Below are 21,355 nucleotides of genomic sequence, written 5' to 3'. Positions count from 1 at the left end.
TAATAATTCCCAGCTTATACATGAGATAAATATACTGTTGAACCTTAACATCCTTCGAACTTTTTTTCACTGTACTCCCTCTTTTCTAAAATGTTTCTTCATACAATAATATATGGCTAAGATAAAAAAAGTTTCCTTAAAGAAACAAAACCAGGCCCCATTTTTTCTTGAAAGGGTCTTATTTTCGTGTGACAATAAGAACAAGCTACTACTACCTACTTACTGAAAGGAATTACTAGCATGTTTGATACTGTATTGTTTATCGTTGCACTTATTGTCATTCTTTTTTTCATCGTGCAGTTCGTTTTTAAACGCAAGCAAACTTCAAATAAAAAAACATCCGTTGAACCCATGAATTATGCCGAAGAAGATTCTAACTCCTACACAAGCTGGAGTGAATCTGCTTCTAATCACGATCACGATGGTGATGGTGATGGTGATGGGAACGCGGATGCTGACGGAAGATAGAAAAAAGCCTCTTCTTATGAAGAGGCTTTTTTTATTTTGATAACACGCGCTTGCCGTTGGTAAACGAATAATAGCATTCACCTGTATAGATGTCTTGGCTTTCATGTACATGAACACCACATTTATCTTCAAGTGCAGCTTTCATCATAGATTTGGCTACGTTATACGCTTTAATTGGACGATATTTTCTCCACTTTCCTACAAGGCAAAATGAACACGACTTTAACGTGTATCCCCCAAGCTTTTCAAATAGGCGAAACTCTTGGCGCTTGCCTAATAATAACGATGGGCGGAAAAAGTGAGTAGAACGGATATACAAGCTTGCGATATCTTCTTCTACTTGCCCCTTTACTTTACTGTAAAAGAATGGCGAACGAAGATCAGCACCAATTGCTGTAATCGTTAAAAAGTTTTTGCAGCGATATTTTTCTGCACATTTAGCCGCTTTTAAAGGAAATTCGTAGTCAACTTTAATGAATTTCGCTTTTGTTTTTGCTTTTTTCATTGTCGTGCCTAAACAGCAATATACATCATCAACTGCAAAGCATTCTTCGTGCTTATCAAGCTCTGAAAAATCAATTTCAAGCTGACGTAGCTTTGTGTGTTCGATTGGTAGCTTTTTTCGAACAAACACTGTCACATGGTTATATAAGCTGTTGCTTAATAACATTTTTAAAAGTTCTTGACCAACAAGTCCGCTTGCACCTAATACTAATGCTGATCTCTGTGACATTCTTTCACCTTCTCATCTGTTGTTTTTGCAATGGAAAACAGGTTGCATACACAACCTGTTTGTTCGAATTAACGATTATCAATTGTTTCTGGGTATAAATCATGATTCATCAGGCGATAATTAGCCATTTCTTCATACTTCGTACCAGGACGGCCATAGTTTGTATATGGATCAATTGAAATCCCGCCGCGTGGTGTGAATTTTCCCCATACTTCAATATATCTTGGATTCATCAGTTTAATTAAGTCATTCATAATAATATTCATACAGTCTTCATGGAAATCTCCATGGTTACGGAAGCTGAACAAATAAAGCTTTAACGACTTGCTTTCCACCATTTTTTCATCTGGAATGTAACTAATATAAATGGTTGCGAAATCCGGCTGACCCGTTTTTGGACATAAGCTCGTAAATTCCGGACAGTTAAATTTCACAAAATAATCACGATTTGGATGTTTGTTATCAAATGCTTCTAGAATCTCTGGTGAATATTCAAACAAATAGTTTGTTCCTTGATTTCCAAGGAGTGATACACCTTCTAATTCTTCATCTTTTCGACCGCTCATTTGCATTTCCTCTCTTTCTACGATTGTCATTCTAACAGCGTTTTTTTATTTTGTATATATCTGTTTTTATTTTTCTTTGTAAATTTTTTGCTATGCGCTTACACGCCTCGTTTATTTCCCCAAACAAGGGCGTGAACCTGCGGCAGAACTCTTACATCGTTCATGTTTTTAGCTGCCACTGCCTTGTCGATTAACCACTCATACTTTTTAAGCAATTCTTGTGTTAACGACGCATTATCGATTGTCGTTAAGTCCTCGTTGCCTACTTGAACAAAAAATGGAACCTCAGGATAACGTTCATGAACAGACGCTGCATACTCAAAGTCCTCATCATTAAATACAACGACTTTTATGCTTATGTGCGCCATGCGTTTTTCCTTTATTAATGTCTCTATAATATCGTCTAATACGGAGAAATTTGTTTTCATTAATGAACTTGGAGGCTTAGGAGAAATCGTTAAATCATCGATCTTTAGGAACCAATCCTGATAACGGCTTCCCTGTGTTTCAAGAGCTGCTTTTACCCCATGACTGTGCAAAAGCTCTACAAGTGAACCAATCGCCTTGATAAGCGCAGGGTTTCCTCCAGAAATGGTGACGTGATCAAAGCACTCTCCTCCAATTTCTTTAAGCTCCGTCCAAATTTGTTCTGCTGTTAGCTGACGAATATCGTTTTTAGCTGATCCATCCCATGTAAAAGCTGAATCACACCAGCTGCAGGAATAATCACAGCCTGCGGTACGAACAAACATCGTCTTACGTCCTACAACCATTCCTTCCCCTTGAATCGTTGGGCCGAATATTTCAAGTACTGGAATTGTATTAGCCACGTTTTTTCACCTTCTTTGGGCGGTAAACCACGTAACTTGTCGGCGTTTCCCGCACGAATACTTGTACGCAAGAAGGCTTATTTGGTAGTGTGTCTAGATATTCTTGAACCAACTCATAAATTTTACGAGCAACAACTTCAGTTGTAGGAAAATCATTTGGATTTTCTTCGTTAAAGATAGAATGATCGTTCAATAATGTATGATCAAATTGACCAGAAACAATTTTTTTCAATAGCGCAAAGTTTACTAAAAAGCCCGCTTCGTCTAATGTATCTCCGGCAACAGTTAAATTTACAAAATACGTATGTCCATGGACTTGACGGCATTTTCCTGCTTCTGTATGAGGAACAAAATGTGCCGCAGCAAACTGCATATCTTTGTTCAATTCATATTCATAGTCATGAAAGACTTGAGGATACATTTGTTGCAGCATTATTTTTCTCCTCCTTCTTTTGTTTGCAAGTATTGATCTAACCCGCGTTTTCGCAATTGACATGCGGGACATTCGCCGCACCCATCAGCAACAATACCGTTGTAGCACGTTAATGTTTTTTCACGCACATATTCAAGCGCTCCTAGCTCATCCGCTAACGCCCACGTTTCTGCTTTATCAATCCACATAAGCGGCGTATGAATCACAAACTCGAAGTCCATTGATAAATTAAGCGTGACGTTTAACGATTTCACAAATACGTCTCGACAGTCTGGATATCCCGAAAAATCAGTTTCACAAACGCCTGTTACGATATGACGGCCTCCGCTGTTTTTAGCCAGTACGGCAGCAAATGATAAAAATAACAGATTGCGGCCATCCACAAACGTTGTAGGCAACTCTCCTTCTTTTTGCTCAATTTCAATATCATCTCGCGTTAAGGCATTTGGTGCTAATTGATTTAAAAGTGACATATCTAGGACGGTATGCTTCACACCTAAATCAGCTGCGATAGCTTTTGCTACCTCTATCTCTTGACTATGACGCTGACCGTATTGGAAAGTAACCGTTTCTACTTCTTTAAAGTTTTTCAAAGCCCAAAATAGACATGTTGTACTATCTTGACCTCCGCTAAATACAACAATAGCTTTTTCATTTTTCATCATTATTGTTCGTCTCCTTTTTGATTGAAATCAAAAGAAGAAGAAACTTTATTGAACCGTTCGTTCCCTTTGTGACTAATTTTATAACACAAAAAAGAGACTGCTCTTTTCCAGCAATCTCCCTAAAAAGCAACTAAGATACACGTCCTCGCCAGCATACACGTCAAAAAGACGTGTTGATAGAAAAGCACGTGAAAGAAGACACGCTAAAACCGTGTCTTTTGTCATCAACGATGATCTTAGTTTTTTATAGAGGGAGTTTTCGAACCTCTCCCGTACATATACAAACGTGTACGGCGTTTCTTCTTGAATTGTCATCGTATACTATACCACATACGTATAAATAATGCTATGTTTGTTGGCTTCTATCACCTTTAGCTGCCTTATTTCTCTTTATATAAGAAAGCGCAATAAATAACAACGGAAAACAGACGCTTAGTACAAATAAATAAAACGGCCAGTAATATTTTTCAAAATAATTGAAGTATGCTGTATTTGGAATAATGTAATACGCCACGCCTGTAATGATTAGACCTAAAGGAAAGCTCAAAAAATTGCGCACCCGTAAATTACATAATTGAGCGATACTTAACTGAATAGCATAGAACACAATGACAACTTTAAAAAAGATAGATAACATCCAAATAATAGCTACTAATACTTCAACATGCTGTATCGTTGCACCTAACGAAATCATTTTTCCTAATAAATAAACTGGGTAGCTGTGCATTGATGCAATATTCGCGCCAAGAGCTAATATACAAGCCGCAACTGCAATCGTAATCGTCAAGCCCGATGCCACAGTGCCGATAACAATCATTCTTTTTACCTTTTTGCCATCTTTTATATGAGGCGTAATCATTAGCACAAAAATCAATTCCATAAACGGATTTCCTAAGAAATACGTGGTTCCTAACACTAAATCATCCATGCGGAATTCAAACAAAGGGTAAAGACGATCCAGTTTCATCTGAGGAATATTTAACGAAATTAACAATAAAAAAGGGACGACGATCCACGGTAAAAAGATTTCCGCGGTTCTCGCTATCACTTCAATGCCTAAATACCCTCCGTATATAACCGCTAAAATCACAAGAGCATGAATCCACGTAGGCAGCGTTTCAGGGACAATTTGCGTCGTCATAAATGTACTGATATCTCGAAGGGAAAACGTAGATTGAATGAACATAAAAAAAATGTAAATAAGAGACATACACGCTCCGGCGTAAGGACCTAGCGCTTTTTTAGCTATTTCAATGAACGTTTGCTGAGGGTAACGGTGCATCAGCCATAACAGCACCGCAACAATTAAAAGGGCAAAGCCAATAGCAAGCACACTACATACCCAGGCATTTTGTCTATTCGTTTCTAATAACGTAGCCGGAACTGCCAAAATAGCGCTTCCGATACAAAAAAAATAAATGAGAAAAAGAAGTTGTTTCGGAGTAATAAATTCTTTTATTTGCATCATACACCCCTTCTCTCCTACATGCTTACGTAAATAACAGATGATGAACGGTTTTAGTAAGAGGCTTAATGAGTTCCTCTAAAAAGTACAGAGGCGTAGGTACTTCTTTACGGAGTGTAATGGCTCCCCAAAAGAATAAACCCATACCTATAAGACAAAGATAGACAACGATTTCACGGTAATACTTTTCCTTTCGGAAGTTAATCATAATTTTTTTAGTCAAATAAGCAAGAAGTACGAGTAAGGCGATAAATCCCTCCATTTTCTTTCTCCTTAATGCTTCATTTGCTTCATATATGAGTTATTTAACGTGCCTAAGCGACGGATTTGAACTTTGGCATCTAAATCGACGGTTAAATCTTCTGCGTAAATTCTGTTCCAGTCTCTTTTCATTTTGTACCATCTCTTTACATCTTGTCTGTAAAACGTTTCTCCAAAACCGAAGATATCACTTTTATAATCTTTTTGAGCTTTTTCCACTGCGTCATTCATTTTTTCTTTTACGTCCGCTGCTGTTTTTCGTTCGAGCATATTGATTACAGCTGGGTCCTGTAAGTTTACTTGACACTCTACATCTGCCACGTTTGCTTCACCTTTTAAATCCACGTGAATATGAGGCTTATGGTTTTTCATAGAAGCCGTTACCTTCACGTTCGTTCGAAGCATTTCTACTCCGATGATATCGTGCTGTTTTTCTTTTCCTTCGCATGGAATAACAATTAACGTACTTTTTACATTTCCTGTAATATAGTTATATCCTTTACTTTCGTCTTCATTGAACCAGCCGATCAGCTTATCATTTTGAAAGACACCTAATCCTTTAAAATTGAGCAGGGTGGACAGATTGGTCCGGGAAATGCTCGACATATCTCCTGCCTTTTTCACGTCGCCTTTGACCAATACTCCCGATAACACCGCCTGCTTTCCTTCGCTCGTTAAGTTACTGATCAGTTCATTTAACTTTACGCCTCTAGTGGGTGCCCAAATACGCTGAGAGACGTCTAATGAAGCAAACATATGGTTAGCTGGTATTTTTTCAATTGTTGTTAATACGTTCAGAACGCTCGATGCTTTCGTGTTTTTAGCAACAACAACAAAATAATCGGTACGCACTTCATGATCCCGAGCAAAGAAATCAAGCACTTCAGCAATACCCTCTTCCGCCATGCTTTCGCTAATGACTAGCATTCGTAAATGAGAAAGATAAATTTTCCGCGGGGATTTTGTCGTTATTTTTCTTAACCCTTCCATTACAGACGAAGCCTTAATAGAGAATGTGGTAACAGAAGGCCCGTTTGTAGGGGTTTTGGCCTGAATATCACCAGGGTTAATCAGCTGAACTGTAACAATAATGCCATCTTCTGCTTTATCAATTCCGACAGCAACCGTAATGGCTAGCTCATTCAACTCTCGACTGCTCCAGCAGCCGCTTAACAGCAATGAACAGATACATAACATCAGAAATGCTTTCATAGTAACCGGCCACCTTTGCACAGTTTAGTTTTTTTGCGTCTTTTGACGTGAAATATTCTTCTCGTTAATAAGCTTTGGCCTTGTTTTCATTTTTTTGATCGAACGTCTAATTAGAACATCCTTTTGATCACGCTTCACAAAGGGAGCCATAGGTGTCATATAAGGGACTCCAAATGACCTTAAGCTGCATAAATGTAAAATCATTAAAATTAGCCCGAGGATAATACCGAACAAGCCAAAAGTAGCTGCTAAAACCATTAAAATAAAGCGCAGCATCCTTACTGCAATGGCCATATCATACACCGGTGAAACAAAGTTACTAATAGCGGTGATGGATACAACGATAACCATTGCAGGCGATACTAATCCAGCTTGTACGGCGGCTTCTCCTAAAACGAGTGCTCCCACGATTGAAATAGCTGAACCTACTGCTCGAGGCAATCGGACTCCCGCTTCTCGCAAAATTTCAAACGTGATTTCCATAATAAACGCTTCAATAATAGCTGGAAAAGGCACACCTTCCCTTTGAGCTGCAATACTAATTAACAAAGCAAAAGGAAGCATCTCTTGATGAAAAGTAGTTAAAGCAATATAAGCAGAAGGTGTTAAAAGGGCTAAGAAAAATGCCATGTAGCGCATTAAGCGAATCAATGTACTAATATCTGCGCGCTGGTAATAATCTTCGGCCGCCTGAAAAAATTGAATAAATAGGGCAGGAACCATCAATACAAAAGGTGTACCGTCTACTAAAATGGCTATCCGCCCCTCTAAAAGACCTGCTGCCACGGAGTCTGGACGCTCCGTGTTATGCATAGTAGGAAAAGGTGTATAATCTTCATCTTGAATCAACTCTTCGATATATCCGCTCTCCAAAATACCGTCTATATCAATTTTAGAAAGACGCTCTTTTACCTCTTGAATGACCTGTTCATCCGCAATGCCGTCTATATAAACGAGCGCAATATCCGTTTTTGTAAACTCTCCTATTTGCTGAGATTCAATCCAAAGTTTTGGAGATTTTATTCGGCGCCGAATCAATGCGGTATTCGTTCGCAGTGTTTCTGTAAAACTGTCTCGAGGTCCTCTTACAACGGTCTGAGATTGTGGTTCAGAAACAGCCCTGTCTCTCCACCCTCTTGTACTTGCCACAATACACGTTTGATACCCTTCTAAAAACAGCACGGTATCTCCTGATAAAACATGAAGAAGAGCATCATCCAATGTTTTGGCTTCCATAATTTCACCGGCCGCCAAACTATAGCTTTTAATCAACTCGTACATATTAACGACACCGTCATCATGAGTTAAATGCTCATCGTGATAATGCATAATGGAGTCCAGCGCATAGTGTTCAACTTCATCTTTATTTACCAATCCGTCGATGTAAGCAACACCTAAAGTGAATTTTTCTTCAATTGAAATTCGAAACTCTCTTGTCACTAAGTCCGTGCTCTGTCCCAATGCTTTTTTCATGTGGAAGATATTATCTCCCACTCTCTCCGACAATTTCTGCTCTTCCTCAGTGGAAGAAGCACTAGTTGCCTTAGAGTCCTTCGATTCACCAGCTTTTTCTTTCCGCTGTTTGGATTTATTCGTTAACTCCGATAGTTTTTTAATACGCATTGTTCATCCTCCACTACATTGAACGAAAAGAAACGGAATTTCTTCTTTTTAGTCTCTATAGTTTTTGTATGAAAAGGAAATTTATACTTGAAGCCATTTTAATAATCTTTATTTTTGACATCATTTGTGCATTTCTATAGGATAGTAATGGATAATTCTTCGTTATTATGAAGAATGTTTATACGGAACATTGAAAGGAGTCTATACATGGCACAATCACTTAAAGGCAAAGTAGCTCTTATTACAGGAGCAGGAAAAGGCATCGGTCGTTCAACTGCAATTGAATTAGCAAAAGAAGGCGTAAATATCGGTTTAATTGCTCGTACAGAGGCAGATTTAAAGGCTGTTGCTTCTGAACTGGAAGCATTTGATGTACAAGTTGCTTATGCAACAGCAGACGTTTCTTCTATGGAAGAAGTAAACGCAGCAGTTGAGCATCTACATACAAAATTAGGGGCAACGGATATCTTAATCAACAATGCGGGAATCGGTAAATTCGGAGGCTTTTTAGAGCTAGACCCAGCTGAGTGGAAACAAATCATTGATGTGAATTTAATGGGCGTTTACTACGTAACGCGCGCCGTTCTACCTCAATTAATCGAAAAAAATGGTGGAGACATCATCAATATTTCATCCACTGCTGGTCAAAAAGGCGCTCCCGTTACAAGTGCTTACAGCGCTTCAAAATTTGGCGTGCTTGGCTTAACTGAATCTTTAGCGCTAGAAGTGCGCAAACACAATATTCGTGTAACAGCTCTAACACCAAGTACAGTAGCAACGGAATTAGCATATAAAGAAAACTTAACGGATGGCAATCCTGATAAAGTGATGCAGCCTGAAGACCTAGCAGAAATTATGGTAGCACAATTAAAGCTGCATCCGCGTATTTTTATCAAATCTGCGGGCATGTGGTCTACAAATCCATAAACAAACATAGAAAAAGGAGAGCTTCAGCTCTCCTTTTTTGTGTCTTCTTTTATATGATGGTTAGCTTATTTACGTTTAGGCGTGATTTCTTCTGATAGTTCTTCAAAAGACTTTACTTTTCCATGCGATGGGTTTTGTGATTGCTTTCGTACGTTCCACTGACGCTCTTTTTGACTTTTAGACTGAGTCATTTTGCTTCATCCCCTTTTTATATGCTTACATGTAGTAGGATAAAACAAGCTGCTCTTTTCCATTCATCAAAACTGCTTCCAATTTCTTTACTGCTTAGCTAAATGTATTTTAAACCATTTATCAATTTCCGCGTTATATTGATCATAATAAGCAGTTAGCGGATGGTCTCCGTTTTTATACAGTACATATTTGTATTCTTTTCCCTGCTCATCTAGTTGTTTCACAAGCTTTTCAGCCTGAGTGTGATGAACTTTACGATCATGATCACCCTGTAAAATTAAAAGAGGTGAATTTACTTTATCGCTCCAGTAGACAACAGAACGACTTTTATACCTCTCTGGATACTGCGCCGGATCTCCTACAATTGTCCGCAGCACTTGTTTCATTTCAGGCCCTCTTTGGTCGTAGAATTGAAACATGTCTGTAATACCTGATTGTACGACAACAGCATCAAATTTAACGCCGTTTTTCATCGTTAAATACGTCATCATACCGCCGCGTGAATATCCTAGCGCTACCTTTTGCTGGTGATTTACATAAGGAAGCTGTTCTCCCCATTTAATAAGATTTAATACGTCGTCAATATCTTTACCGCCGTACGTCTCTGTTCCTTCACTTCCGCCATTTCCCCTGTATTGAGTCGCAACAACGACGTAGCCTTTACTTGCCCAGTATGACAAATACTGAAGTGTTTTTGCGCGAATCATGCCATGTTCGCGATTTCCTCCGCGATTATATACTAAAAGCGGATAATGTTTGTCTGCAATGTCTTTAGGCTGTACTAAAAACCCTTTTATCTTTAAATTATCACTAGGATACGTAATGCTATATACATCTACTTTATTTGAATAAGGCGATAATAAATTCAATTTTTCTTTATTTACATCATCACTTTCAGCTCGGTTAAAAACCGCTGTCACACCGAGCACAGCTACAGTGATTAATGCAATGATGCCCCATTTTTTCAACAGAAACCCTCTCCTCAATAAATATCTTTTCTCTTTTATAATGAGTGTTTTCATTTGCCTTTACCCTTCTTAAATGTTTGCTAAAAAGGGCATTCATCCCATCGCCAATACAGCTTATTTATCATACCGCAAAACCCAAATTTCTTCATTAATAAAGAAATAAGAATTCATACAAGTACATGAATAGGAAAGACGTATAGTAAATTGTATTATTAAATTATAGATTTGAAAAGTGGAATGATACTTTTTTTGTCGTTTTTTACCTGTCCTTTTTTAAAAAGAAAAAAGCCCAGTTAAGACTGAGCTTTTTTCTTGGCAATACCAATGCCTGTATATGCTAAAATAATTGAAAAAATCGGACATAAAATGCTAAAGAATGTAAATGGAATATAGTCAGCCGCTGGAATATTTAATGCAGTTGAAATAAAAGCTCCGCTGACACCCCACGGAATAATAGCATTAATAACCGTTCCACCGTCTTCAAGCGTTCGTGATAAGTTTTTCGGGTCTAAGTTCCACTTTTCATACAGCGGCTTAAACGTTTGCCCAGGCAGAAGAATTGATAAATACTGTTCTCCTGTAATAACGTTCACTCCAATTGAAGATAGAAGCGTAGCAAAAATAACGTCTCCGCTGCGGCGGATTTGTTTTGCTAATCCTTCTAATAAAGCATCAATAATTCCAACCGCTCTCATCAAGCCACCTAGCGACAAGGCAATCATGATAAGAGAAATAGAAAACATCATGGACTGTAATCCGCCTTTGTTTACAATCGCATCGACTACTTTATTTCCTGACTCGATTGCCGGCCCGCTTTGAAGAACCCCTAGCAATTGACTCAGCGTAAATTCATGCTGTGTAATCATTCCTGTAATAATGGCCGTTACAATCCCTAAAACTAACGTTGGCAATACATCGACTCTTCTCATCGAAAAAATAAGAACTAAGAGTGGAGAAAGCAACGTTAACACGTGTAAATTAAACGTATGTTTTAATGCTTCTTGAATTCCTTGAATTTCTCCGTAATTGACGCTTTCATGATTTCCGTTCATTCCGATTACCAATGCAATGATTGCTGTAATAACAATACTTGGAACCGTCGTCCACGTAATATGCTGAATATGTTTAGGGAGCGGTACTTCAACGATACCAGAAGCAAAATTTGTTGTATCAGACAATGGAGACATCTTATCTCCAAACACAGCTCCTGAAACAATCATCCCTGCTGCTAGCCCTGGATGTACACCAATAGCAGTTCCCACGCCAAATAAAGCGACTCCTACCGTACTGACGGTTGTTAATGAACTTCCCGTGAATGTTGAAACTAACACGGTGATAACCAAAGCACTAATTAAAAAGTACTGCGGTGAAATCCAGTGGAAGCCGTAGGATAAAATCGTCGGTATCGTTCCTCCTACCATCCAAATCGCAATGAGCATCCCGATCAGCATTAGAATAAGGATAGGCTTAATGCCAAGTCTAACACCGTCTAAAATGCCTTTCTCCATTTCTGTCCACTTATATTTCAACAAAAAGCCAATCACACTAATAAATGCTACACCAAATATTAGCGGAATATGAGGCGGGAGCTTTAACATAAATAATGAAATAAAAATAATAGCTAATAGCACCAAAACCACCGCTATTGATTGTATAAATGAAATTTCTTTTTTCATGAGGTATTCCCTTTCTATCTTTCTTTTTCACTTAAACGCTTTTATGCTTTTACGCAGTTAAGTGCAAACCTTCTTGAGTATAATTTTTATCCTTCTTGCTGTCAATAACTTATTTTATCCAACGGCAGGCTCTGCACTCATTTTTCCACTTTTCTTCTTATTAATATTTATTCTCTATCTAAGCAAATCATTGTACAAAATGCTTCTAATGTTTTTATATATATATAAAACGGGTACACACAAAACACACGTTTTTTTAATGTACTACCTTTTGTACATAAGCGAAGAACTTCCCTCAAAAAATTTTTAAGCAAAAGACTTGAAAGTCAAAAAAGGTCAAAGTATAATGAGATTACGAAAGGTCAAGAAAGGTCAAACACCTGCTGATCTTCGATTAAAATCATTTAGGGAGGCTAATTAAATGATTTGTCAAAACTGTAATAAACGTGAAGCATCTATTCAATTAAATGTACAAACAAATAATCAAAAATCTCAATATCGTTTATGTCATACATGTTATCAAGCACTAATGAAAGAACATAAAATCCCATCAGGCTTTGGAGGTGGCGGCTTTATGAACATCGATGATTTATTCAAGCAAATGGCGCACGAACAAGCTGCACCGGAGCAGCCACAGCAAGGAAACGGCGGCGGAGGCTTTTTAGATCAATTTGGTCGAAACTTAACTCAAATTGCGAAAACGGGATTAATTGACCCTGTTATTGGCCGCGAAGAAGAAGTAGAGCGCGTCATTGAAATTTTAAATAGAAGAAACAAAAACAACCCGGTACTAATTGGAGAACCCGGTGTTGGTAAAACAGCTGTAGTTGAAGGGTTAGCTTTAAAAATTGCGGAAGGAAAAGTTCCTGCAAAGCTGCTAAATAAAGATGTATATCTGTTAGATGTAGCATCACTCGTAGCTAATACGGGCGTGCGAGGTCAATTTGAAGAGCGTATGAAACAGTTAATTTCTGAGCTTCAACAGCGAAAAAACGTGATTTTATTTATCGATGAAATCCACCTTCTTGTAGGAGCAGGTTCAGCGGAAGGTTCAATGGACGCAAGCAATATTTTAAAACCTGCTCTTGCACGAGGTGAACTTCAAGTAGTCGGAGCTACAACTTTAAAAGAGTACCGTTCCATTGAAAAAGATGCGGCTCTTGAACGACGTTTCCAGCCGGTTATGGTTCACGAACCGTCTGTAGAAGAAGCCGTTGAAATTCTAAAAGGAATTCAAAGTAAATATGAAGATTATCACGGCGTTAGCTATACAGATGAAGCGATCCGCGCTTGTGTAAATTTATCACACCGCTACATTCAAGATCGTTTCTTGCCTGATAAAGCAATTGACTTGCTAGATGAAGCAGGTTCAAAAATGAACTTACAGGCAGGCATTACAAATAAAGACGACGCAGCCGCTCGCTTAAAAGAAATTACAAAAGAAAAAGAGCAGGCGCTAAAGGATGAAAAATATGAAGTAGCGGCAAAACTGCGCGATGAAGAAGCTGCTCTTGAAAAACAACTAAGCGAAGAACAGCAAAAAATGAATGTGGATATTGCTGACATTCAAGCCATTATTGAAAAGAAAACGGGTATCCCTGTTGGTAAACTTCAAGAAAATGAATCAGCAAAAATGAAGCATTTAGCAGAGCACTTAGCTCAAAAAGTAATCGGACAGCAGGAAGCTGTCGAAAAAGTAGCAAAAGCAATTCGACGTTCTCGCGCTGGATTAAAAGCGAAGCATCGCCCAATTGGTTCATTCTTATTTGTCGGTCCAACAGGTGTCGGTAAAACAGAGTTAACCAAAACATTAGCTGAAGAACTGTTCGGCTCAAAAGATGCAATGGTTCGTCTAGATATGAGTGAATATATGGAAAAACACGCGGTGTCTAAATTAATCGGCTCACCTCCTGGCTACGTAGGTCATGAAGAGGCAGGACAATTAACAGAAAAAGTACGCCGTAATCCTTATTCCATCATCTTACTAGATGAAATTGAAAAAGCTCATCCAGACGTTCAGCATATGTTTTTGCAAATTTTAGAAGATGGACGTCTAACGGATAGTCAAGGTCGCACAGTAAGCTTCAAAGACACGGTTATCATTATGACAAGTAACGCTGGTGTAGGTGAAAAGAAAATTACGGTTGGGTTTGACGCAGAAAATGATGCGCTTAAGCAGGCATCCGTTTTAGATTCACTTTCATCTTATTTCAAACCAGAGTTTTTAAATCGATTTGATACAATCATTGAATTTAATCACCTTGAAAAAAATAACTTGATTAAAATCGTTGACCTTATGCTTGCTGAATTGAAAGAAACATTACAAGAACAAAACATCACGCTGAGCGTAGCAGATGAGGTAAAAGAAAAACTGGCTGAACTTGGCTATCACCCTGCATTCGGTGCTAGACCACTCCGCCGAGCAATTCAAGAACAGCTTGAAGATCGAATTACAGATTTACTGTTAGATGATGCGGACGTATCAACAGTGAACGTAACGTTAAATGCAGCAAACGAAATCACCGTACAAAACTAATAGAAAAAGCGACTCTACTTGAGTCGCTTTTTTTTATAGAAATACTTTCGTTTATTTACTTTCATCTGTTTTTTCGTCCGCACTATCCGTTGATTCTTCTTGATCATCAGCTGCTTCATCCCCAGATGAGTCATCTGCTTCGTCTTGCTTCATTGTTTCCTGTGAATCATCTGTTGTTGTATCCTCCGATTGAGTATCATCCGACTGTTCAGTTTGCTGTTCTGTTGCATCTTTTTCATCCGTTTGTGAGTTGCATGCTGTGATTAACATAATTGCTAGAAGTGATCCAAATAACTTGACTAATAAACTTTTGTTCATTTTACCGTCTCCTTTCGAATCATCTGAGCCTCTATGTAGTCACCATTCATATGGCTCTACTGGCAGTATAGCCTATCCAATTGGAAAAAAGTTCACTTTTACAAGGTTATCACAAAAGCTTTACATCTCCTTCATTTCGTTCATATTCCCCTCATATTTCCTTAATAGTTTATGACCAGCCACATTCTAGATCTATCTTCCTTGGTCTAAGTGCTCAATTCGGCTATTCACATAGTTGTAACTATGCTAATATGAGTGATATATTACTGTATCGTGCGACTAGCTGACTATGAAGTTATTCTCCTATAAAGTTATTCACCATTTAAGAAAGGGATTTTTTATGGAATCACACAACCTCATAAAAAAACGTAATTTTATTCTTTTACTTATTTTTTGGCTGCTGTATTTTGTCCACATTGTGTTATACCACTTTATTGCAGCTGATCCTCATCTGATTGTTTTTATAAGCGGAGGGGTTTTATTATTGGTAGTGACGGCTATGTATTACTTTCATTTTCATCCTGCTATCATTATGTATTCTTTTTTTATATGCTATTATGCCTATATTGCGTACATAACATCTATTGAACCTGCTGTTATTAATTATTTGTTTTTGTTTCTTGGAATAATTGTTAGCTTTATTTACTATAGCTATATCGCTATTGTAACTTCTACATTAATGTCCATAATAATTGTTTTGTACTTTTATGTAAGCAACACTCTTTTTACATCTGTGACTTTCGTGAAATTAGATATCGTTTATTTCATTTTGTTTACGCTGATCACAATGATTATTTTGTTGTATTGTGCTCATTTCTCTAAAAAATTGATTGCTATTACGACGGTCAAAATGAACAAAACCGAAGATGAACTTTACTCAGCTCAAGAGTATTTACAATCTTTTTTCACATACAATCGCGACGCCATTTCCGTATTCAGTCTAGACGGCAAAGTGATTAAAGTAAACGATGCTTTTGAGCAAATATACGGATGGAAAGCGGAAGAAATTGTCGGAAAAGCCATCCCATTTATTCCTGCTGGCTTAAAAGGCGACGCTGAAAACCGATTAGAAAGGGTTAAAAAAGGAGAAAAGCTGGTAGCCTTTGAAACCCAAGATAAGCGAAAAGACGGAAAAATAATTGACGTAGAAATCACTGTTTCACCTATTTTTAATCGTGATCAGCAAGTCGTTGCGCTTTTTGGTATTTCACGCGATCTTACAGAAGAAAAGGAAACAGAAAAATTTCTTCGCCAAACCGATAAATTATCTTTAGCCGGCGAAATGGCAGCTGGCATCGCTCATGAAATTCGAAATCCGCTTACTTCCCTGAATGGATTTATTCAGCTTATTCATGAAGACAGCAACCGCTATCATTCTTATACAACCATCATGCTGAGTGAACTGAATCGTATTAACTCAATCGTTGGAGAATTTTTATTGCTCGCTAAACCTCATGATACGGTTATGAAAAAACATGCATTCTCTACTATTTTAAATGACGTTATTCTTCTGTATGAATCAGAATGTGTATTAAAAAACGTCGTAGTTAAAACGCAGGTGGAAGCTCCGCATACATACATCTGCTGTGATGCCAATCAAATTAAGCAAGTACTCATTAATTTATTAAAAAATGCGCTCGAAGCTATGCCTAGCGGAGGAGAAATTCATTTAAACGTTACTCAGCATACTAAAGGCCTTACTATTTTTATTAAAGATACAGGAGTGGGTATTCCCTCAAATTTGCTTACGCACATTCAAAAGCCCTTTTTTACTACGAAGCCATCAGGCACCGGTCTTGGACTTGTTGTGATTAAAAACATTCTGTATCAGCATAAAGGAACATTTGAGATTAAAAGCACTGTGGGCGAAGGAACCAGCGTTACCCTTACGATTCCTTTATGGAAAGAAGGAACATGTCAATAAAAAAAAGCCGCAAACGCGGCTTTTTTTATAGCTTTTTATCATCAATACTATTTAAATAGCTTTCAATTTCATCTACTACAGACTGCACGCAGCCCTCTTCGAATGGAGAGATCAAATTCGCTTCCTCTACTAATTCTAAAAATGGCTTACTTCCGCCAAGCTTACACAAATGAACGTAATCTTGCCATGCTTGTTCATGATTTTCCCGATCTTTTTTCCAAAATTGAAATGCACAAATTTGAGCGAGCGTGTAATCAATATAATAAAACGGAGACGTGTAAATATGAAGCTGACGCTGCCAGAAGCCCCCGCTTTCTAGATAGTGATGGCCGTCATAGTTTTTAGAAGGCATATATTTCTTTTCAGTTTCTCGCCACGTTTGTTTTCGTTCCGAAGGCGTCATCTCAGGGCGTTCGTATACAGCATGCTGAAATTCATCAACTGCTACCCCGTAAGGCAAGAAAGTTAAGCCTGAGCTTAAATGAGAAAACTGGTATTTATCTTTGTCCTCTTTAAAGAACAACTCCATCCAAGGCCATGTAAAATACTCCATGCTCATCGAATGAATTTCAGCTCCTTCATGCGTAGGCCAGTGATACTCATTGGTTTCCATATCTCGGCTGGAATACACTTGAAAAGCATGCCCTGCTTCATGCGTTAACACATCAATATCGCCTGATGTTCCATTAAAGTTTGAAAAAATAAACGGCGCTTTGTATTCTTCAATAAACGTACAGTAGCCTCCGCCTGCTTTGCCCTTTTTAGCGACTAAATCCATTAAATTATTTTCAAGCATAAAGGAAAAAAATTCGTCCGTTTCTTTAGAAAGCTCCTTATACATAACCCGTCCATTTTCAATAATCCACTTTTCATCACCTTTTGGCACTGCGTTTCCTGTTTCAAACTGAAACGGTTCATCATAATAAGTTAAGCTCTCTACTTGAATTCTTTCCTGCTGACGCTTTTTTAGTTTTTCAGTAAGGGGAACAATATACTCTTTCACTTGTTGGCGAAAAGCGGCAACCATTTCAGCATCGTACCCTATTCTAGACATACGAGCATAGCCCACTTCTACGAAATTTTTATAGCCTAATTTTTCAGCAAGCTTAGTCCGCACTTTTACAAGCTTGTCGTAAATATCATCAAATTCCTCTTCATGATCAGTAAAAAATTGAAACTTCGCTTCTGCTGCTTTTTTTCTCATTTCTCGATCAGATGACTCCATAAACGGATCGAGCTGAGCTAACGTTCTTTCTTCTCCTTCAAATACAATTTTAGCTGACGCCACTAGCTTCGTATATTGAGATGATAGCTTATTTTCTTCCTGCAGCTCTTTTACTATTTCAGGAGAGAACGTTTTTAACTGCATTTCAGCAAGAGAAAACAGCTGCTTTCCCCACTTTTCTTCTAGTTCCGGTTTAAAAGGTGAAGAGATTAAAGCTTTGTAAAATTTCTCTACGTATCCTTCTAAAAGCGGCTGTGTTTCATCAAAATAGTCTTGTTCTTCTTTATAAAATTCATTGGCTGTGTCGATAGAATGACGAATATAGCAGATGTTCCCCATTGTACTGTACTGAGAATACGCATCGTTTGCTAGACGAATTGCCTCATTTTGCTGACTGACTGACCCTGCTTCCGTAAAATGTGTAATGGCCTTTTCAAACTGCTTTTCAATTTCATTCATATCAGGTCGCGTATATGTATAATTCTCAAATTTCATCATTTATTCCCCTTCCTCTATTGTCTGTATGTAACCTAATTCGTTTTTATCCAGCTGTATTCCTGTTAATTTCAATTTTTTGTCACTTTTTATTTTTTATGTCGATTGGTCATGAAAGAAGTCATAGAAAAAACTCGTTTGTTCAACAGAAACAAACGAGCTTTCCTTACTTAATTAGTCGATTCCGGCAAAAATTCATCTGCATAGTGCCCTAGTTTCTTAAGCATCGAAATGGCAACTTCCTTTTCTTCGCTAGATAAAACGGATAAAATTTCATGAATTCTTTTTTCGTGACTCGGAAACATGCTTTCAATCATTTCCTTGCCTTGCTTGGTGATAGCTGCATAGGTTACGCGACGATCGTTCGGACAAGCAACGCGCTCCAAGAAGCCTTTTTTCTCAAGCTTGTCTACTACATACGTAATACTGCCGCTTGCCAACAGAATTTTTCCGCCAATTTGCTGAAGAGGCTGCTGGCCTTTGTGGTACAATAACTCTAGGACAGCAAATTCGGTTGGATTCATTCCATGCTGTTGAATAAATTTATGCACATGATCATTAATTGAACGATTGGCACGAGATAGTACAATAAATAATTTAAGAGATTGGTCTAACTCTTCTCTAGTTACATCATTCGTCATTTTAATCAGTTCCTTTGATATTATCTTGATATCAAGATAATACTAAAATTTCCCTTCAAAGTCAATCAAAGCAGGCTTATTTCATCGGTTATTCTCTCTGCTTGTACAATTTTTTTGATAAAAAATGTATATAAGTGGATTTATACATATGCTTTTAATACAATAAACATATGAACATTACATAAAAAGGTGAATGATTATGAAACCAACCCATTTATTATTTAATTCCGCGATTGGTTCGCAAAAGCCTGAAACAATCGTTAACCGGCAAAACCCCTGTCCCTTTTGCGACGTAGAATCTCTTACAGGCATCATTGAAAAACAAGGACCTATCATTTGGCTAAAAAATAAGTTTCCCGTTCTGCAAGATGCTTATCAGACGGTTATTATTGAGACCGATGAGTGTTCTTCAGAACTATCTATTTATCCAAAAGAACATCTGTATACCTTGCTGAGTTTTGCTACTGAACGATGGATATCGATGATGAACAGCGGAGAATATGCTTCTGTTCTTTTCTTTAAAAACCACGGCCCCATGTCTGGAGGATCATTACGACATCCTCATATGCAAATTATTGGTTTAAATGAGATGGATGTAAATGAAAATGTGAAGCTAGAGCAGTTTGAAGGAGTCACAATTGCCAAAAATGAACACGTCACATTTAATTTATCTGTAAAACCTCGAATGGGCTTTTTTGAATTTAACGTAATAACAGATCAGCTTGACAAAGAGCTGCACACGTTTGCAGATTATCTTCAAACGGCTGCTCACTATTTATTAAATCATTTTCATCGTAGCTGCACGAGCTACAACTTGTTTTTTTATAATCTTAAAAACGGCAAAATTGCAGCGAAAATCATTCCTCGCTTTGCCACATCTCCTTTGTATGTAGGATATGGCATTCCTCAAGTTTCCAATAAACTTGAGCACATTGCTAACCAAGTTCAGGAGCTGTACTTCACCTAAAAAGTTGAACCTTCACTGGTTCAACTTTTTTGTAAGGTTATTGCATAAACCTATTCACTTTTAAAATAGTCATGCTCATATAAAACAAAAAAACATACACTAAAAGAACGATGTGAATTGAGGATAAAAAGAAGAATACGTAAAAGGAGACGGTTTATGACTGAGGTACTAATTGGAAGCATTCTTTCTGCGCTATCGACTGGAGTAGGTGCTTTGCCTATTCTGTTTTTGAATCAAGAACTCACTCATCGGTGGAAAGATGTTCTTCTTGCGCTCACTGCAGGTATTATGACAGCAGCTTCTACTATGAGCTTGATTCCAGAATCTCTTCAAAGCGGCGGTTTTTTTTCCTTAGCGATTGGCTTACTGCTTGGCGTGGTAACATTAACACTCTTGGAGCAGAATATTCCTCACATTGATCTTGAGCATTCTAAAACCGGCATTCAGTTTGATGAAAAAGCACTTTTAATTGTTTCCGCTATTACGTTGCACAACCTTCCTGAAGGACTGTCTGTTGGTGTTAGCTACGCTTCAAATGTTGAAAATACAGGGAACTTAATTGCCCTTGCAATCGGTCTTCAAAATGCACCTGAAGGACTGTTGGTCGCGCTATTTTTAGCTCAGCAAAATATTAGTAAAATAAAAGCATTTTTAATTGCTACCCTTACAGGCTCCGTTGAGATTGTAACGTCTTTACTCGGTTTTTATTTAACTAATTTTGTTGATTCTCTCGTTTCATATGGGTTAGCTTTTGCTGCCGGAGCCATGCTTTTTATTATTTATAAAGAGTTGATTCCGGAAAGTCACGGCGATGGAAACGAAAGGTTTGCTACTTATTCGTTTATTTTTGGTATGCTGTTTATGATTTTTTTAATTAACATTTTTTAAAGCTGAAGAGAGACCACGGGCAGCGTAATTGTTTTACTGCCCGATTCCGAATGCTTGTCCTGCATTACAGCTTTGAAAAAGATAAAAAGCGGCTAATCAGTGTGGCAAACGATGTCTTTTCTTCCTCTTCTTTTAAACGCTGCTTTTGATAAACGAGTAAGAGCTGATCAAGCTCTTGACTACAGGTAACGGTTTCTTCATTAGTCAGACCTTTTTCTTCTCCGAGCTGCACCATCTTTTGTCTTTTTTGGACGATTTCCACTAATAATCTCTCTGATTTCGTTCTATTTCTCACTCCAAACACAAAATCCTCTCCTATGACAAAGAAATTAGCTTATAACG

At 37.9% G+C, this 21,355-nt stretch carries 22 protein-coding genes and 1 riboswitch; of the genes, 6 read left to right on the top strand and 16 right to left on the bottom strand.

The genetic code is table 11. The annotated features are described in order from the left end of the window. Positions 1-240: 240 nt before the first annotated feature. Complete coding sequence (locus tag MKX72_RS06505; protein ID WP_034268205.1) at positions 241-468, top strand: hypothetical protein; 228 nt, start codon at positions 241-243, stop codon at positions 466-468. Positions 469-499: 31 nt separating this feature from the next. Here MKX72_RS06505 and MKX72_RS06500 read toward each other — a convergent pair whose 3' ends face one another. From MKX72_RS06500 to MKX72_RS06460, 9 genes are all read right to left on the bottom strand, one after another. Then, complete coding sequence (locus MKX72_RS06500; protein WP_028414147.1) at positions 500-1,201, bottom strand: NAD(P)H-binding protein; 702 nt, start codon at positions 1,199-1,201, stop codon at positions 500-502. A 68-nt stretch (positions 1,202-1,269) separates the two neighbouring features. Next, complete coding sequence (gene queF / locus MKX72_RS06495) at positions 1,270-1,767, bottom strand: preQ(1) synthase (protein WP_013055985.1); 498 nt, start codon at positions 1,765-1,767, stop codon at positions 1,270-1,272. Between the two features lie 98 nt (positions 1,768-1,865). Beyond that, positions 1,866-2,597 carry a 7-carboxy-7-deazaguanine synthase QueE gene (gene queE, locus MKX72_RS06490; protein ID WP_025749424.1) on the bottom strand — a complete coding sequence of 244 codons (732 nt, stop codon included), beginning with the start codon at positions 2,595-2,597 and terminating at the stop codon, positions 1,866-1,868. Next, positions 2,590-3,030, bottom strand: a complete 441-nt coding sequence (gene queD / locus MKX72_RS06485; RefSeq protein WP_013055983.1) for a 6-carboxytetrahydropterin synthase QueD — start codon at positions 3,028-3,030, stop codon at positions 2,590-2,592. Before queD ends, queE begins: the two co-directional genes overlap by 8 nt. Further along, a complete protein-coding gene (gene queC / locus MKX72_RS06480; protein ID WP_028414148.1) occupies positions 3,030-3,695 on the bottom strand; it encodes a 7-cyano-7-deazaguanine synthase QueC in 666 nt (221 codons plus the stop codon). The genes queD and queC overlap by 1 nt, the downstream gene beginning before the upstream one ends. Before the next feature lie 230 nt (positions 3,696-3,925). Then, positions 3,926-3,969, bottom strand: a riboswitch (PreQ1 riboswitch). Positions 3,970-4,041: 72 nt separating this feature from the next. Further along, positions 4,042-5,163 (bottom strand): GerAB/ArcD/ProY family transporter, encoded by a 1,122-nt coding sequence (locus MKX72_RS06475; RefSeq protein WP_028414149.1) that lies wholly within the window; start codon positions 5,161-5,163, stop codon positions 4,042-4,044. A gap of 22 nt (positions 5,164-5,185) precedes the next feature. After that, positions 5,186-5,422, bottom strand: a complete 237-nt coding sequence (locus MKX72_RS06470; RefSeq protein ID WP_033578382.1) for a hypothetical protein — start codon at positions 5,420-5,422, stop codon at positions 5,186-5,188. A gap of 11 nt (positions 5,423-5,433) precedes the next feature. Beyond that, positions 5,434-6,633 carry a Ger(x)C family spore germination protein gene (locus MKX72_RS06465; protein WP_028414151.1) on the bottom strand — a complete coding sequence of 400 codons (1,200 nt, stop codon included), beginning with the start codon at positions 6,631-6,633 and terminating at the stop codon, positions 5,434-5,436. Positions 6,634-6,657: 24 nt separating this feature from the next. Continuing rightward, positions 6,658-8,256, bottom strand: a complete 1,599-nt coding sequence (locus tag MKX72_RS06460) for a spore germination protein (RefSeq protein WP_028414152.1) — start codon at positions 8,254-8,256, stop codon at positions 6,658-6,660. A 207-nt stretch (positions 8,257-8,463) separates the two neighbouring features. On the opposite strand from MKX72_RS06460, the gene MKX72_RS06455 reads away from it, so the two are divergent. Continuing rightward, positions 8,464-9,183, top strand: a complete 720-nt coding sequence (locus tag MKX72_RS06455) for a 3-ketoacyl-ACP reductase (protein ID WP_028414153.1) — start codon at positions 8,464-8,466, stop codon at positions 9,181-9,183. 65 nt (positions 9,184-9,248) lie between these two features. On the opposite strand, the gene MKX72_RS06450 is transcribed toward MKX72_RS06455, so the two are convergent. From MKX72_RS06450 to nhaC, 3 genes are all read right to left on the bottom strand, one after another. Beyond that, positions 9,249-9,374: a DUF6254 family protein gene (locus tag MKX72_RS06450; protein ID WP_013082238.1), complete on the bottom strand. Its 126-nt coding sequence runs from the start codon at positions 9,372-9,374 to the stop codon at positions 9,249-9,251. Positions 9,375-9,461: 87 nt separating this feature from the next. Then, complete coding sequence (locus MKX72_RS06445) at positions 9,462-10,343, bottom strand: alpha/beta hydrolase family protein (RefSeq protein ID WP_014461062.1); 882 nt, start codon at positions 10,341-10,343, stop codon at positions 9,462-9,464. 293 nt (positions 10,344-10,636) lie between these two features. Next, positions 10,637-12,019, bottom strand: a complete 1,383-nt coding sequence (nhaC, locus tag MKX72_RS06440; RefSeq protein ID WP_155008285.1) for a Na+/H+ antiporter NhaC — start codon at positions 12,017-12,019, stop codon at positions 10,637-10,639. A gap of 421 nt (positions 12,020-12,440) precedes the next feature. On the opposite strand from nhaC, the gene MKX72_RS06435 reads away from it, so the two are divergent. After that, the gene (locus MKX72_RS06435) at positions 12,441-14,555 is read left to right on the top strand and encodes an ATP-dependent Clp protease ATP-binding subunit (RefSeq protein WP_155008286.1); all 2,115 of its coding nucleotides are present in this window, start codon (positions 12,441-12,443) and stop codon (positions 14,553-14,555) included. Between the two features lie 51 nt (positions 14,556-14,606). Here MKX72_RS06435 and MKX72_RS06430 read toward each other — a convergent pair whose 3' ends face one another. Further along, a complete protein-coding gene (locus MKX72_RS06430) occupies positions 14,607-14,873 on the bottom strand; it encodes a hypothetical protein (protein ID WP_049163559.1) in 267 nt (88 codons plus the stop codon). A gap of 340 nt (positions 14,874-15,213) precedes the next feature. On the opposite strand from MKX72_RS06430, the gene MKX72_RS06425 reads away from it, so the two are divergent. Further along, positions 15,214-16,797, top strand: a complete 1,584-nt coding sequence (locus tag MKX72_RS06425) for a PAS domain S-box protein (protein WP_155008287.1) — start codon at positions 15,214-15,216, stop codon at positions 16,795-16,797. Between the two features lie 25 nt (positions 16,798-16,822). Here MKX72_RS06425 and MKX72_RS06420 read toward each other — a convergent pair whose 3' ends face one another. Both MKX72_RS06420 and MKX72_RS06415 read right to left on the bottom strand, forming a co-directional pair. Next, positions 16,823-18,517 (bottom strand): M3 family oligoendopeptidase, encoded by a 1,695-nt coding sequence (locus tag MKX72_RS06420; protein ID WP_155008288.1) that lies wholly within the window; start codon positions 18,515-18,517, stop codon positions 16,823-16,825. Between the two features lie 170 nt (positions 18,518-18,687). Then, complete coding sequence (locus MKX72_RS06415) at positions 18,688-19,158, bottom strand: MarR family winged helix-turn-helix transcriptional regulator (protein WP_034268232.1); 471 nt, start codon at positions 19,156-19,158, stop codon at positions 18,688-18,690. A gap of 199 nt (positions 19,159-19,357) precedes the next feature. Between MKX72_RS06415 and MKX72_RS06410 the strand changes: the two genes are divergently transcribed. Then, positions 19,358-20,125: a DUF4931 domain-containing protein gene (locus tag MKX72_RS06410; RefSeq protein ID WP_028414160.1), complete on the top strand. Its 768-nt coding sequence runs from the start codon at positions 19,358-19,360 to the stop codon at positions 20,123-20,125. A gap of 156 nt (positions 20,126-20,281) precedes the next feature. Next, positions 20,282-21,013 carry a ZIP family metal transporter gene (locus MKX72_RS06405; RefSeq protein ID WP_014461072.1) on the top strand — a complete coding sequence of 244 codons (732 nt, stop codon included), beginning with the start codon at positions 20,282-20,284 and terminating at the stop codon, positions 21,011-21,013. Between the two features lie 64 nt (positions 21,014-21,077). On the opposite strand, the gene MKX72_RS06400 is transcribed toward MKX72_RS06405, so the two are convergent. Then, complete coding sequence (locus MKX72_RS06400) at positions 21,078-21,317, bottom strand: aspartyl-phosphate phosphatase Spo0E family protein (protein WP_013082228.1); 240 nt, start codon at positions 21,315-21,317, stop codon at positions 21,078-21,080. Between the last annotated feature and the right edge of the window lie 38 nt (positions 21,318-21,355).

The sequence above is a fragment of the Priestia sp. FSL R5-0597 genome, assembly GCF_038006305.1.
Classification (GTDB): domain Bacteria; phylum Bacillota; class Bacilli; order Bacillales; family Bacillaceae_H; genus Priestia; species Priestia zanthoxyli.
The sequence above is the reverse complement of the archived record's forward strand: the minus strand, read 5'-3'. Positions and strand labels throughout refer to the sequence as shown.

Coding starts and splice junctions, on each gene's coding strand:
- MKX72_RS06505 (WP_034268205.1), top strand. CDS start 241: ATGTTTGATACTGTATTGTTTATCGTTGCACTTATTGTCATTCTTTTT.
- MKX72_RS06500 (WP_028414147.1), bottom strand. CDS start 1,201: ATGTCACAGAGATCAGCATTAGTATTAGGTGCAAGCGGACTTGTTGGT.
- queF (WP_013055985.1), bottom strand. CDS start 1,767: ATGAGCGGTCGAAAAGATGAAGAATTAGAAGGTGTATCACTCCTTGGA.
- queD (WP_013055983.1), bottom strand. CDS start 3,030: ATGCTGCAACAAATGTATCCTCAAGTCTTTCATGACTATGAATATGAA.
- queC (WP_028414148.1), bottom strand. CDS start 3,695: ATGATGAAAAATGAAAAAGCTATTGTTGTATTTAGCGGAGGTCAAGAT.
- MKX72_RS06475 (WP_028414149.1), bottom strand. CDS start 5,163: ATGATGCAAATAAAAGAATTTATTACTCCGAAACAACTTCTTTTTCTC.
- MKX72_RS06470 (WP_033578382.1), bottom strand. CDS start 5,422: ATGGAGGGATTTATCGCCTTACTCGTACTTCTTGCTTATTTGACTAAA.
- MKX72_RS06465 (WP_028414151.1), bottom strand. CDS start 6,633: ATGAAAGCATTTCTGATGTTATGTATCTGTTCATTGCTGTTAAGCGGC.
- MKX72_RS06460 (WP_028414152.1), bottom strand. CDS start 8,256: ATGCGTATTAAAAAACTATCGGAGTTAACGAATAAATCCAAACAGCGG.
- MKX72_RS06455 (WP_028414153.1), top strand. CDS start 8,464: ATGGCACAATCACTTAAAGGCAAAGTAGCTCTTATTACAGGAGCAGGA.
- MKX72_RS06450 (WP_013082238.1), bottom strand. CDS start 9,374: ATGACTCAGTCTAAAAGTCAAAAAGAGCGTCAGTGGAACGTACGAAAG.
- nhaC (WP_155008285.1), bottom strand. CDS start 12,019: ATGAAAAAAGAAATTTCATTTATACAATCAATAGCGGTGGTTTTGGTG.
- MKX72_RS06435 (WP_155008286.1), top strand. CDS start 12,441: ATGATTTGTCAAAACTGTAATAAACGTGAAGCATCTATTCAATTAAAT.
- MKX72_RS06430 (WP_049163559.1), bottom strand. CDS start 14,873: ATGAACAAAAGTTTATTAGTCAAGTTATTTGGATCACTTCTAGCAATT.
- MKX72_RS06425 (WP_155008287.1), top strand. CDS start 15,214: ATGGAATCACACAACCTCATAAAAAAACGTAATTTTATTCTTTTACTT.
- MKX72_RS06420 (WP_155008288.1), bottom strand. CDS start 18,517: ATGAAATTTGAGAATTATACATATACGCGACCTGATATGAATGAAATT.
- MKX72_RS06415 (WP_034268232.1), bottom strand. CDS start 19,158: ATGACGAATGATGTAACTAGAGAAGAGTTAGACCAATCTCTTAAATTA.
- MKX72_RS06410 (WP_028414160.1), top strand. CDS start 19,358: ATGAAACCAACCCATTTATTATTTAATTCCGCGATTGGTTCGCAAAAG.
- MKX72_RS06405 (WP_014461072.1), top strand. CDS start 20,282: ATGACTGAGGTACTAATTGGAAGCATTCTTTCTGCGCTATCGACTGGA.